This window comes from Corynebacterium sp. MSK071, assembly GCF_030232125.1.
GTDB classification, from domain to species: Bacteria; Actinomycetota; Actinomycetes; order Mycobacteriales; family Mycobacteriaceae; genus Corynebacterium; species Corynebacterium kefirresidentii.
In genome coordinates this window covers 149147-161675 of sequence record NZ_JASPJA010000002.1, presented here as the reverse complement: position 1 = coordinate 161675, position 12529 = coordinate 149147, and the positions used below count along the sequence as shown (strand labels likewise).

General features: G+C 58.7%; 10 protein-coding genes. 9 read left to right on the top strand and 1 reads right to left on the bottom strand.

Annotated features, from left to right (window positions below):
* Window positions 1–37: 37 nt before the first annotated feature.
* The 4 genes from QP990_RS02165 to QP990_RS02150 all read left to right on the top strand — a co-directional run bounded on the left by QP990_RS02165 (window position 38) and on the right by QP990_RS02150 (window position 4534).
* Window positions 38–646 (top strand): hypothetical protein, encoded by a 609-nt coding sequence (locus tag QP990_RS02165; protein ID WP_023020740.1) that lies wholly within the window; start codon window positions 38–40, stop codon window positions 644–646.
* An 81-nt stretch (window positions 647–727) separates the two neighbouring features.
* Entirely contained in the window at window positions 728–2278 is a 1551-nt protein-coding gene (locus tag QP990_RS02160) for an alkaline phosphatase (RefSeq protein WP_023020739.1), read from the top strand.
* A 21-nt stretch (window positions 2279–2299) separates the two neighbouring features.
* A complete protein-coding gene (locus QP990_RS02155) occupies window positions 2300–3205 on the top strand; it encodes a polysaccharide lyase family protein (protein WP_023020738.1) in 906 nt (301 codons plus the stop codon).
* A 135-nt stretch (window positions 3206–3340) separates the two neighbouring features.
* The gene (locus QP990_RS02150) at window positions 3341–4534 is read left to right on the top strand and encodes an amidase (protein WP_023020737.1); all 1194 of its coding nucleotides are present in this window, start codon (window positions 3341–3343) and stop codon (window positions 4532–4534) included.
* Here QP990_RS02150 and QP990_RS02145 read toward each other — a convergent pair.
* The gene (locus tag QP990_RS02145; RefSeq protein WP_023020736.1) at window positions 4531–5040 is read right to left on the bottom strand and encodes a 2'-5' RNA ligase family protein; all 510 of its coding nucleotides are present in this window, start codon (window positions 5038–5040) and stop codon (window positions 4531–4533) included. The two genes, QP990_RS02150 and QP990_RS02145, sit on opposite strands and share 4 nt — an antisense overlap.
* 103 nt (window positions 5041–5143) lie before the next feature.
* Here QP990_RS02145 and QP990_RS02140 point away from each other — a divergent pair, with 103 nt between their 5' ends.
* The 5 genes from QP990_RS02140 (at window position 5144) to QP990_RS02120 (ending at window position 12483) form a co-directional block, all read left to right on the top strand.
* The gene (locus QP990_RS02140; protein WP_023020735.1) at window positions 5144–7042 is read left to right on the top strand and encodes a fructose-specific PTS transporter subunit EIIC; all 1899 of its coding nucleotides are present in this window, start codon (window positions 5144–5146) and stop codon (window positions 7040–7042) included.
* A 559-nt stretch (window positions 7043–7601) separates the two neighbouring features.
* A complete protein-coding gene (locus QP990_RS02135) occupies window positions 7602–8165 on the top strand; it encodes a CAP domain-containing protein (RefSeq protein WP_023020734.1) in 564 nt (187 codons plus the stop codon).
* Between the two features lie 211 nt (window positions 8166–8376).
* Entirely contained in the window at window positions 8377–9138 is a 762-nt protein-coding gene (locus QP990_RS02130; protein ID WP_023020733.1) for a LamB/YcsF family protein, read from the top strand.
* Window positions 9138–10712: a 5-oxoprolinase/urea amidolyase family protein gene (locus QP990_RS02125; RefSeq protein WP_284798201.1), complete on the top strand. Its 1575-nt coding sequence runs from the start codon at window positions 9138–9140 to the stop codon at window positions 10710–10712. The genes QP990_RS02130 and QP990_RS02125 overlap by 1 nt, the downstream gene beginning before the upstream one ends.
* On the top strand, window positions 10702–12483 hold the full coding sequence (locus tag QP990_RS02120; protein ID WP_023020731.1) for a biotin carboxylase N-terminal domain-containing protein: 1782 nt from the start codon (window positions 10702–10704) through the stop codon (window positions 12481–12483). Before QP990_RS02125 ends, QP990_RS02120 begins: the two co-directional genes overlap by 11 nt.
* Window positions 12484–12529 lie beyond the last annotated feature (46 nt).

The window sequence follows — 12529 nt, the reverse complement described above, 5'->3', positions numbered from 1 at the left end:
CTCCAGATATTTTCTCATTGTCTACTATCCATAGATTATGAAAACTCTCTCCTACTTCGTCGCTCTCATAACGGTGATGCTTTCTTTGGCTTCCTGTTCCTCTCCGGATTCGCAGCCGTCAGGAGCAACCGCAACTAGTTCCTCCAGCACGGCCAATAGTTCAACTATCAGCTCTAGTTCCACAAGCTCTGCGCCCGAGCCGTCCTCTTCGGAGCCGCAACCGACAGCGGAAGCTGAGCCTTCGCTTGCCGACGCTCCCCTAGCGAACACCACCGAATCCACCTCAGAACCCACCCTGACCGAGTGCGTCTACGGCGGCGGTAGCTGGACTACCAACGGTTGGTACAGCGATGGAACTATCCGCTGGGCGCAAGAATGCCAAAACCTCCACGACGAGCAAATGGCAAAATACCCCTACCGGTGCCCGCAAACAGATCACTACGTCTCCGATCCGTCTCAGTGCTCGTCCCCGGTAGGCAACGGTACTGGCGGCTCAGATTCGGATTATGATCCCAGCATCCCGGCTTATATGACACGTTCCGCTGAGGTTGAGCAGATGCGCGCTGAAAACCAGAAGTGGTGGTTTAACTGCCAGGCAGAACATTCGGCTGAATACTGCCTCGAGAACGATCCTTGGAGTCCATAGATTTCATGCTGATTTAACCAGCGATTCACCGCGGCTGCTTAGGCTGAAAAAGTTCCTTTTAAACCTTTTGTGGAGCTTTGTATGCCTTATTCAAATAGTCGTTCTTCTTTTAATCGTCGTAACTTCCTGCAGATTGCAGGTGTGTCGGCCGCGGCGGTGGCTGCGGGTATTAATGCACCAGCAAAGGCGGGTGCGCAGTCGAGCCTAAGCTCATGGGGATCGTCACGAGGTGGGGATCTGCCGCAGGATTCGGAGCTTTTTGGCTTGGGCGTAGCGGCGGGTACGCCGCGGCATGATTCCATGATCCTGTGGACCCGCTTGGCCCCGGAACCGCTGGCTGAGGATGGTCACGGCGGCATGACCGGCGGCGATGTCCGCGTGGGTTGGGAAGTTGCGAAGGATGAGGGGTTTGGGGACGTCGTCAAGCAGGGCGAGGCCTTAGCCCAACGCGAGCTGGCACACTCGGTACATCCGCAGGTCACTGGGCTGGAGCCGGCAACTGAGTATTTTTATCGCTTCCGCGTGGATGGCAAGGTAAGCCCAGTAGGTCGGTTTAAAACTCTGCCCGCACCCGGCGCGAAGGTGGATGATTTCACCTTCACCGTAGCTTCGTGTCAAGCGTGGTATCACGGCTATTTCACCCCGTGGAAGCATATTGCGCAGGAACCAGACCTGGATATGACCATTTTCGTGGGCGACTATATCTACGAATACGGCATTGTGGAAGGAGATAATTTGTGGCGCCAGGGCGCAAGCGTGCCCGATGTTTTCAAGGCAAAGGTGGAGACTCTGGAGCAATATCGCCTGCGCTACTCGCTCTTCAAATCTGATGAGCACCTGCAGGCCGCGCATGCGCGCGCCGCGATGGCGATTGTGTGGGATGACCATGAAGTAGAAAATAACTACGCCGGCAAATGGTCCGAGATTGGCACCAAGGCCGAGCACTTCCTCTACCAGCGCGCAGCTGCCTACCGTGCCTTTTATGAGAATCTTCCGGTCGCCCCGCCCGCGCTTCCCGAAGGCCCCAATAACCGCATTTATGATTCCTTCGACGTGGGCACGCTAATGCGTTTCAACCTGGTCGATACCCGCCAATACCGCGAGGAATCCGCGGAGGATGCCAGCATCTTGGGCGCGGAACAGGAGCAGTGGCTCAACGATAAGCTCGCCACCTCCCCGGCACAGTGGAACGTGGTGGTCAATAGCGTGGTCGTCGTACCAATCGCCGATAGCACCGACCAATGGGACGGCTTCCCAACAGCGCGCCGCCGCCTTATCGAGTCCCTATCTAAGGTAAGCGATCCCGTTGTCTTTACCGGCGATATTCACCAACACTGCGCTGCCGAGATTCAATCCGAATCGGGCCAGCCCGTCGGCGTGGAATTGGTCGCGACCTCCATTGCTTCCGATGGCGATGGCTTTGCCGGTTCCAAGAGCACCGAGTGGTTGGAAAAGCCATATGTGAAGGCCATGGATAAGCGCCGTGGCTACATCAAAGTGCACGCTACCCGCGAGCACCTCGATTCCGAATTCGTCGTCGTGCCCTGGATTGAGCGCGATGATACCGCCCCGCGCGAGACTGCTTTCTCCTTCCGTACCAATGCCGGCGAGCACACGCTGCGCTCCCTCTAAACCCCGAAAGGACAATTCATCATGGGACTTTTTAGCTCGCTTTCCTCTTCTTCCTCTCGCCACGGTTCTTCCCGCAAACATTCCTCTGACCAAGGGTCCTCTACCCCAGCTCCTACCGCGAGTGCTGCTCCACCGGCCGTAGCTAACATTCAGGCAGAACCGCAGCTCATGGAAAATTACGTCACTTGGGAGCCTGTTTCCTGGGACGTCGTCTTGGATCACTACCGTGTCATCGGCACCGATCCCAATGGTGTAGACGTGCTGTTGGGCAAGACCATCTTCCCCTTTTTCCACCACTCCCGGCGCGACGTCGCCGGTGAAAAGTGGTCCTACTACGTCAAGGTAGTAGATGCTTCCGGTACCGAGTCCGCTCCTTCTGGCAAGGCAACGTCTACCTCCCTGCCTTCGGTCACTGCTGGCCAAGCGCTAGCCACGATTGGTTCCTTTGATCGAAAAGGCACAGAGTTCCAGTACTCGCCAAAGGACTACAAGAAGATCGTCACTGCGCACCCAGACCAGACGATCACCGTTGGACCGGATGCTACGCCTGCCGACGTCCCTTATCTCCTCCCCGGCCCCGGCGATAAATGGGCCGGCAGCAAATCCTACACGCTGAAGTGGACGGTGAAATTGGATAAGCCTGCCTCAAAGGCGGCACTGGCACTGTGGCTCATTGATACCACCAAGCTCGGCGGTGTTCTCGATATCACGGTTAATGATTTTCATAAACAAATAGAGCTCCCGCAAGGCGCAACGCAAGGTTCGCGCCAAGGCGATGCCAGCGGGGAACCGACCCCGCTGCGACCGGCAGCAATCGAGTTTGCTCTCGCCGAAGACACCCTGAAGGAAGGAGAGAACCAGCTCGTCTTCACCCTCCGCGAAGGAGGCTGGCTGGCATGGGATGCACTGGGGATTTTTGCTGGGTAACACCATGCAAGCGGTGCTTTGCCTAGAAACGGGAAATTGTTCACCGATTCCTGATGTACGGTAGTAACATCTGCATTCTTCTAATACATAGTAAACAGCAGAGGACGCCGACGTTGAAAGGACTTAGCTTCCGTTATGGCTACACTTTCTGATCGCCTGCACCGAGCCCAGCAGGATTTTAACGCGGTGATTACCGTCATCCCGTTTGATGAGCACGCGGTGGATGAATCACCCACGCTCATGGGGCAACCGGTGGCGTTCAAGGACATCGTGGATGTGGCATGCGTAGCTACTACCTGCGGCACCAAGGTCAAAGTTGGGCGCGCACCGGTTAAGGATGCACCAGTGGTGCAGCGTTTGACGGCGAAGGGTGCGCTGCCGGTAGCGAAGGCGAACCTGCAGGAGTTTTCCTATGGCATTTTGGGCGATGCCTCGGCCTACGGTCGCGTTATCAACCCACGCGATCCCGAAATCTGCGGCGGTGGTTCTAGCTCTGGTTCTGCCGCTTTGGTGGCTTGCGGCGCGCTGCAGCTTACGGTGGGTTCTGATAGCGCCGGCTCGGTGCGTGTGCCTGCTGCTTGCCAGGGCGTGCTGGGGTTCAAACCCACCTTCGGGCTCATTCCGGTAGAAGGTGTCTTCCCCTTCGCCCCGAGCTTTGATTGCATTGGATTCTTTGCCAGCTCAATTGACCTCATTGAGCAGGCCTTTATTGCTACCGCAGATGAGGAACCGGCCGCGGCGCAGGATGTTTCTGCTCTTGATGTCACGGCCCTCAAGGCCAAGGGAGAGCGCTTCGCAGATCTTTTGGCGGTGCTAGAGCACTCGGACTTTAAGCTCACCGAGGGCGTGGACTTGGAAGACACCATCGCCGCCACGGCCGAGCTCTACGAGCCGATGCGCTTGAAAGAGGTCTATGATGTCCACCGGCCATTGCTGGACCAGCGCGAAAGGTACCAGGATGTCATTTTGCAGCGAGTGCTGGGCGGAGAAAATATCAGCCAGGAAGATTATGACGCAGCTGCACAGGGCGTGAAAGAGCTGCGCGAAAAGGCTCTTGCCCTGCTTGGCGATGCCCCCATTATTCTTACCCCTACCCTCGATTCCGGCCCCCTCAAGTGGTCCGATATCACCCCGGAGAATACCGCGGAATCGGCCGCGAGCCTGCGACGCTGGACCGAGCCTTTCAATGTGCTTGGATGGCCGGCGATTACGGTGCCGCTGCGCGGCGAAGAGGAAAAAGGCGTGGGTGATGCGGTGCAGGTCGTCGGCAAGCCGGGCGAGGACCTGACCGTGCTGCGCGTTGCCCGTGCTCTACAAGCCCTGCTCTAGGCCTCGGCCAGTACTGTCTTTTCCTGCGTGCGCGGCCGCCAATAGGCGGCTTCTACGGCGCTAAGCTCCTTGAAATGCGCTGAGGTGAGCTCATCCATTGCGTGGATATAGCCAGGAACCTCCTCGCGCGGCAGGCGCAACCCCATGGTCAGATGCGGGGTCCACCGCGGCCCGCGCCCGTCCGGATTGGCGGCACTGATTTTTCGCGCGGCAATTTCTAGCTCGTCGGTCGTTTCAAGCAGCCAAGCCACCGTCTGCTTGCGCTTGGTGCCGAAAACGACGTTTCCTACCCGCCGGAAATCTGCCGGCATGACAGGCGGCAGCAGCTGCGCCGCTAAATCCACGACCTCTGGCTGCATGTGCGGTGAAAAGGTCACAGTAATGTGCGGGCGTTGATGTTGGACGGGAAAGCCGCGCTGGGCAAGGCCGGCAAAGATTTCGCGTACTTGGTCTTCCTGCTTTTGCGGCAGGTAGAGCAAGATATTATCCGGCGATGCTTTACTCACGGCGTGGCGTCCCTTTCTGCGGTCGGGTGCTTCCAGCGTACCGGCGCATTAGATGACAATCCCCTATTGTGCCAACGCAAACGTTTGCCGTTTAATAAGACTCATGAGCACTTCAGAGTCATCGCCCCTCATCCTCGCCATCACGGCGTGTCCGACGGGCATCGCGCATACCTATATGGCGGCCGAGAACCTTGAGGCCGCAGCCCAAGAACTGGGCTACCGCATCAAGATTGAAACTCACGGTTCTATCGGCGTCGAAGGAACCTTTAGCAAGCAAGATATCGAAGACGCCGATGCCATTGTCATTGGTGCCGATACTGTAATTTCCAAAGACCGCTTCCATGGCAAACGCCTCGAGGCCACCGGCGTGGACGAGGCCATCAAACACCCAAAGGAACTACTAAGCAGGTCCTTAAGCGCTGCGCGCTGGGAAGGATCTACAGACAGCCAGGAAGAAGAAGCGCCCCGCAAAAATAGTATTGGCCAGACCTTGTACAAAGCGCTGATGAACGGCGTCTCGCACATGATCCCGTTCGTAGTTACCGGCGGTTTGCTCATTGCGGTAGCCCTCTCTATCGGTGGCACCCCCACGCCTGAGGGCATGGCGATTCCAGAAGATAGCTTCTGGAACACTGTCAATGAACTCGGCGCTCTGGCGTTTTCACTGATGGTTCCAGTTCTCTCCGGCTACATCGCTGTGGGCATCGCGGACCGACCGGGCCTTGCGCCTGGCCTTATCACCGGCCTCATCGCCACCACCGGATCACTATATGGGTCTGAAACGGGTGCCGGCTTCTTGGGCGGCATTGTCACCGGTATTTTGTCTGGTTATGTGGCCCTGGCCATTAAGAAGATTCCAGTGCACAAATTCATTGCACCGATCTGGCCCATCATTGTCATCCCGATTTTCACCACACTCATCGTGGGCCTTATCTTTATCTTGCTCATTGGCGCACCTGTCTCGGCCGCTTTCGAAACAATGACTGAGTACCTCGCCGGCATGCAGGGATCCTCCGTCATCGTGTTGGGCCTCATCCTTGGCGCCATGATTGCCTTCGACATGGGTGGCCCCTTCAATAAGACAGCCTTCCTCTTTGGCGGCGGCATGATCGCGGCTGGCAACGCGGCGCCGATGGGCATGGCGGCCTGCGCCATTGCTGTGCCACCTCTTGCCGTGGGCGTAGCGACGCTTCTGCGTCGCCGCTGGTTTAACAAAGCGGAAAATGATGCCGGCATCGCGGCATTGTTCATGGGATTCTTCGGCATTACTGAGGGCGCTATTCCGCTCGCTGCCGCACGTCCATTGCAGGTTATTCCCGCCAATGTTGCTGGTGGTGCCGTAGCCGGTGCACTTGCCGGAGCATTTGGCGCGCAAGACCACGTGATGCACGGCGGGCCAATCGTCGCGGCGCTCGGCGCCGTAGACAATGTCGTAGGTTTCTTTATCGCCATGCTCGCCGGCATCGCGGTCTGTGCCGGCCTTATCCTCCTGCTAGTAGGGTTGACGCAGCGCAAGGATAAACCGCTGGTAGCCGTGGACACGATCAGTCTGGATAAGGACTTGGGCTCTTCCAGCGAAGAGGTCATTCGTTCCCTAGTGAAGCTCACCTCTCCGCGAATGTCCGATGCGGAAGCGGTCGCTAGCGCCGCATTGCAGCGCGAATCTACCCGTTCCACCGGTGTGGGACACGGCGTAGCCATTCCTCACGCGCGGTCTGCCGGGGTAAAGGTACCCACCCTTGCCTTCGCCCGCCTACCCCAAGGTGTCACGTGGGCCGAGGGCGAGGACCCAACCACCCTCGCCTTCCTTATCGCCGTTCCCGACGATGCCGGAAAGCAGCATCTCAAGCTATTATCCAAGCTCGCACGCAACATCATGAAGGAAGACTTCCGCGCCCAACTCCACGGAGCACGGAACCGGAAGGAAGCCGCCGACATCATTTCCTCGGCCCTTTCGCCCGCCCCCTCTACTAACAAGGCGGCCGCGACCAGCCAGGCTTAAAAAGCCTTACTTTTGCGAGCGCTCAGCGATTTCTCCGCTGAGCGCTCTTTTATGCCTAAACAGCGCGAAGATACCGCGATTCTGCTGCCCCCACGGACGGGGCAATGCGCCTAAAAGGCTCCGGCGAGACTATGTGCCGACATGGTGGAATCTCATAAATCTTATGACAACCAGAAACCACAAGGTTCTTCATAGGCTCTAGCAAGAAACTGGCCAGTTTCGCCGGTGGCTGGCTTAAAACTAGACCCATATACCTTAAATCAACCTCATTTCTCCGGGAACCTGAGATATGGATTGGAAATTACCCCCGTGGGGCGAGGCGTTCAACGCCGTCACTGAGGGAATTTAGGGGTTTCCTAGCTCAAATCGAGAAATAACTAAGAAGTAATTAGTTTTCCGGGAAATCATCTTTAGGAATCCTAATAATTGCTGGTCAGTTGGCTTTTACCCCGTGGTAATTGATTAAATTTTAAGTGAAGAGGAACGGAAATTCGCCGTGAACACCCCGCGATTTCCACCCTTGTGATACCCGCTAGGTTCCAGCAGAAAGGCACCGCTTATGTTTACCCCCAAAGTTCACTTCTGCGCCAAGAAGTTCGTCGCTCCTGCACTTGCAGCAGCCGTCGCCCTCGGCGTTGGCGTAGCTCCTGCAGAGGCATCGAGCTCCTTGAGTAGCTTCGGTGGCGTGAACCTTCCGGTACCTTCCGCCAATCTTCCCGTTGCTCCGGCTGCCGCTGCAAAACCGGTCGCTCCAGCTTCCAGCCGCGTCCAGAACATCATCAACTACACCAACGACTACCGCAAGGCACACGGCTTGCGCCCGGTTCGCGCCAACGGTGCGCTCAATGGCCTAGCCCAGGATTGGGCCAATCAGCTGGTTCGCGCCGATAAGCTCAGCCACCGCCCGCAGCACTGGAACTACTACCCAGCCAATATCCCGGCCGGCGGTGAGAACGTGCTGCAGGCATGGAGCGACTACTCCGATGCGCTGCTAGTAAAGCTCTGGTACGAGTCCCCGGGCCACCGCAAGATCATGCTGGACCCACGCGCCAAGACCATCGGCGTTGGCGTTGCCATCAACTCTGAAGGCAAGCTCTACGCCGTCCAGAACTACGGACGCTAAAGATTTATAAAGCTAGGGCCTAGGAACTCTTGGACTCTAGCGAGCTATGCCGCCCCGTCTCGGATCCCTTCTCCGAGACGGGGCGGTTTCCCGTATACGGGTGGGGGTGTACACGCGGGTAGTGCAAACGTAATCAGCTTCACAAATGTCAGTGTCGAGGGTTACACTTAAGCCCATTCGAATTGTTCAACAATCTTAAGGACGGTGTTGAATGTCCGCGCTCCATATCGATCTCAATGCGGATTTGGGAGAGACCACTGCAGGCAACCCGGTCGCAGATGACGCGGCGATGCTGGAGATGGTGTCCTCAGCAAACGTGGCCACCGGGTTCCATGCGGGTGACCCACACTCTATTGCTGGCACACTGAAGGCAGCCGCAGAGGCCGGCGTGACCGTAGGCGCGCACGTGGGTTATAACGACGCCGCAGGCTTCGGTCGCCGCTTTATTGATTACAACCCGAACGAACTCGCCGATGAGGTGACTTATCAAATCGGTGCACTTGATGCTTTGGCTCGCGCCAATGGCACTAAGGTCTCCTACGTAAAGCCACACGGTGCGATGTATAACGCGATCGTGAAGGATAAGGCACAGGCAGAGGGCGTCATCAAGGGCATCAAGGCCTTTGGTGACTTGCCGGTAATGTTGCTGCCTGGGGGCGTAGCAGTGGACGTCGCCAAGCAAAGCGGGCTCACCGTCATCCGTGAGGCTTTTGCGGACCGCAATTACAACCCCGATGGCACGCTCGTCTCACGCAAGGAAGCCAATGCGGTGCTGGATAGCGCCGATGAGGTGGTACAGCGAGTGCTCGAGGTAGCACAAACCGGTTCGATTACCGCCGTGGATGGCACGAAGCTCGAGGTAGATGCGCAATCCGTATGTACCCACGGTGATTCCCCCGGCGCGGTGAAGCTGCTACGCGGCGTAGTGGAGCGCTTGCGGGCTGAGGGTATCGAGATTCGGAGCTTCATCTAATGCACATTAATTTTGTGGGCACTCGCGCATTGCTCATTGACTTGGAGGGATTAAACCAAGTCATGGACTGGCACGCTGCGCTGTCTGCCAAGCCTTTGAAGAATCAGGTGGACTGCATTGCGGCCGCCACTACCCTGCTGCTGACCTTTGAGGCACCCGATTCGGCGCGCGATGCGGCGGAATTTTTGCAACACTTTTCCCCTGCCACAGCCGCGACCGCAGAGGCGCGCACGGTAGAAATCGATGTGCTCTATGACGGAAAAGATGTCGATGAGGCTGCAGACCTACTTGGCCTCTCGCGCGAGGCACTCATCAACTGGCATACCTCCACCGAGTGGACTGCCGCCTTCGGTGGCTTTGCCCCAGGGTTTACGTACTGCGCGCCTTCGGATCCGTCCTTGGCCCGCGCCGTGCCGCGCCGCTCCAGCCCCCGTACCGCAGTACCGGCCGGTGCCGTAGGCATTGCAGGCGAGTTTTCCGCGGTTTACCCACGCGTCTCCCCAGGTGGCTGGCAGCTGCTGGGCACCACCAATACGCCGATGTGGGATTCCAATGCCAACCCGCCAGCCTTGGTGCAGCCGGGCGACCGCGTGCGCTACCGCAGCGTGGATAAGCTACCGGAGCTCGTCGATCACTCTGCGCGCTCTAAACGCGCTCCTGCCCGCCTGCCGCGCATGGAGGTAATCGATGCCGGCCTACTCACTCTCTACCAAGACTTGGGGCGCCCAGGCGTGGGCGACCTCGGCGTGACCCCATCGGGTGCTGCGGACCGCGCCGCCGCCGCGACCGCCAATGTGGCCGTGGGCAACCCGCGCGGAGCAACCGTGCTGGAAAATATTGGCGGCATTAAGCTCCACGCGCTCACCGATACCGTCATTTGCGTCACCGGTGCGACCGCCCGTGTCCGCCTTGGTGAGATGCCGGTTCACCTCGCCCGTCCTGTCCTGGTCACGGCCGGGCAAACCGTCACGGTGGATCCCGCAACGGTAGGCATGCGCAACTACGTCGCTATTCGCGGCGGCATCATCGCCGAATCCGAGCTTGGCTCCGCAGCCACCGACGTCCTGTCGGGCCTCGGCCCAGACCCCGTCACCACCGGCGATGTCATCGGTGTGCTGCCGCGTTCTACCGGCATGACCGATGCCCAGCTTTCCAACCCACTACGAGTACGCGAAAGCTCCGATGGCAAGACCCGCGCTACCTTGCGCTGCGTGCTCGGTCTCCGCGATGACTGGTTTGGCGATAATGTCTCCGCCTTCCTGGATGCTGAATGGACCGTCACCTCAGATTCCAACCGCGTGGGCCTGCGCCTCGATGGCGATGAGCCGATTGAGCGCGTTAAAGACGGCGAACTTCCGTCCGAGGGCATGGTCGCCGGATCCATCCAAATCCCGCCCAATGGCAAACCCGTAGTCTTCCTGCGCGATCACGCTGTGACCGGTGGCTACCCCGTCATCGCCACCGTTTTGGAAGAAGATATTGATATTGCCGCGCAGCTGCCGCCCGGCGCACGCGTGAATTTTGAACTCGTAGCACCTCAAGCCTTGAACACTGGAGATAAAAATGCAGATTAAAACCGTCCTCATTGCTAACCGCGGCGAAATTGCCGTGCGTATCGCCCGCGTCGCCCGCGACCTAGGCATTAAGTCCATCGCCATTTACTCCGAAGCAGATGCGGGTGCTTTGCATACCCAGGTAGCAGATGAAGCTTATGCGCTGCCGGGCAATACGGCTGCCGATACCTACATGAACGTACCCGCGCTGCTTGATATCGCGGTGCGTGCCGGTGCAGATGCTATTCACCCAGGCTATGGCTTTTTGTCCGAAAACGCCGACTTTGCCCGCACGGTGACTGAAGCCGGAATGATTTGGATTGGCCCTTCGCCCGAGCATATTGAGTTACTCGGTGACAAGATTGCTGCCCGCCGCGTGGCCGAAGAGGTCGGCGCACCACTGGCACCTGGTACTTCTGATCCCATCGATGATTGGCAAGAAGCCCGCACCTTTGCCGAAGAGCACGGTCTGCCCATTGCCATCAAGGCCGCTTATGGCGGCGGCGGACGCGGCTTGAAGGTCGTAGACAATATGGAAGAAATCGAGGGCGCGTTCAACTCCGCTGGCCGCGAGGCCATGGAGGCTTTCGGCCGCGCGGAGTGCTACGTAGAAAAGTTCCTCACCCACCCGCGCCACGTCGAGGCCCAGGTGCTGGCCGATACGCACGGCAATGTGCGCGTGCTCGGCACCCGCGATTGCTCCACCCAGCGCCGCTTCCAAAAACTCATTGAGGAAGCCCCAGCACCCGCGCTTTCCGACGCCCAACGCAACGGCATCATCGAAGGCGCCCGCTCCATTTGCGCCAAGGTGGGCTATGTCGGTGCCGGCACTGTCGAGTACATCGTCTCCGAAGACGGCACCATATCCTTCCTCGAGGTCAATACCCGTGTGCAGGTCGAGCACCCCGTTACCGAGGCGGTCACCGGCACCGATATCATCGCTGAGCAATTCCGCATCGCGGCCGGCGAGCCGCTGTCCTTCGATGAGGATCCACAATCCCACGGCCATGCTTTTGAGTTCCGCATCAACGCCGAAGACATCCTCAATGGCTTCGCTCCGTGCCCTGGCACCATTGTCTCCTTCGAGCCGCCGACCGGCCCGGGCATCCGCGTTGATTCCGCGGTACGCTCTGGCTCCATCATCCCGCCCTACTATGATTCGCTGATTGCCAAGCTGGTGGTGTGGGGCCCGACCCGCGAGATCGCCTTGGCCCGCGCCCGCTTTGCCCTGCGCGAATTCACCGTCACCGGCGTGCGCACCGTGCTGCCGTTCCACCGCGACATGATGGACGAGCCTGCGCTCATCGGTACCGCTGCCCCGGCAGAGGATGCCGCTGCCGCGGGGGCTTCCGAGATTGGTGTCTTTACTGACTGGGTTGACCACAACTACCGCCCATCTGCTGCCAACCAGGTGGAAAAGGTCGAAGCCATCTACACCCAGCGTCGCAATGTTGCCGTGGAGATCGATGGCAAGCTGGTCAACGTTGGCGTTCCAGTAGATTTCCTTGCCGCACCGGGCGCCGCCTCGGCCGGCGGCTCTGCATCCACGGCACCATCTTCGGCTGGTGCGCAGTCCACCGATGACAACGCAGTCACCTCCCCATTCGAGGCCAACCTTGTGGCGTGGAACGTCGCGGACGGCGATACCGTAGCCGAAGGCGATGCCATCGCCACTGTAGAGGCCATGAAGATGGAATCTGCTATTAAGGCGCCGCGCGGCGGCACCATCAAGCTCTTGGCTGCTGAGGGAGACCGTCTGGATTCCTCGAAGGTTATTGCGACCATCGATTAATGCTCGTGTAGGGGTTGTACACCTCATATTCAATGTGAGGTGCACA

Coding starts and splice junctions, on each gene's coding strand:
- QP990_RS02165 (WP_023020740.1), top strand. CDS start 38: ATGAAAACTCTCTCCTACTTCGTCGCTCTCATAACGGTGATGCTTTCT.
- QP990_RS02160 (WP_023020739.1), top strand. CDS start 728: ATGCCTTATTCAAATAGTCGTTCTTCTTTTAATCGTCGTAACTTCCTG.
- QP990_RS02155 (WP_023020738.1), top strand. CDS start 2,300: ATGGGACTTTTTAGCTCGCTTTCCTCTTCTTCCTCTCGCCACGGTTCT.
- QP990_RS02150 (WP_023020737.1), top strand. CDS start 3,341: ATGGCTACACTTTCTGATCGCCTGCACCGAGCCCAGCAGGATTTTAAC.
- QP990_RS02140 (WP_023020735.1), top strand. CDS start 5,144: ATGAGCACTTCAGAGTCATCGCCCCTCATCCTCGCCATCACGGCGTGT.
- QP990_RS02135 (WP_023020734.1), top strand. CDS start 7,602: ATGTTTACCCCCAAAGTTCACTTCTGCGCCAAGAAGTTCGTCGCTCCT.
- QP990_RS02130 (WP_023020733.1), top strand. CDS start 8,377: ATGTCCGCGCTCCATATCGATCTCAATGCGGATTTGGGAGAGACCACT.
- QP990_RS02125 (WP_284798201.1), top strand. CDS start 9,138: ATGCACATTAATTTTGTGGGCACTCGCGCATTGCTCATTGACTTGGAG.
- QP990_RS02120 (WP_023020731.1), top strand. CDS start 10,702: ATGCAGATTAAAACCGTCCTCATTGCTAACCGCGGCGAAATTGCCGTG.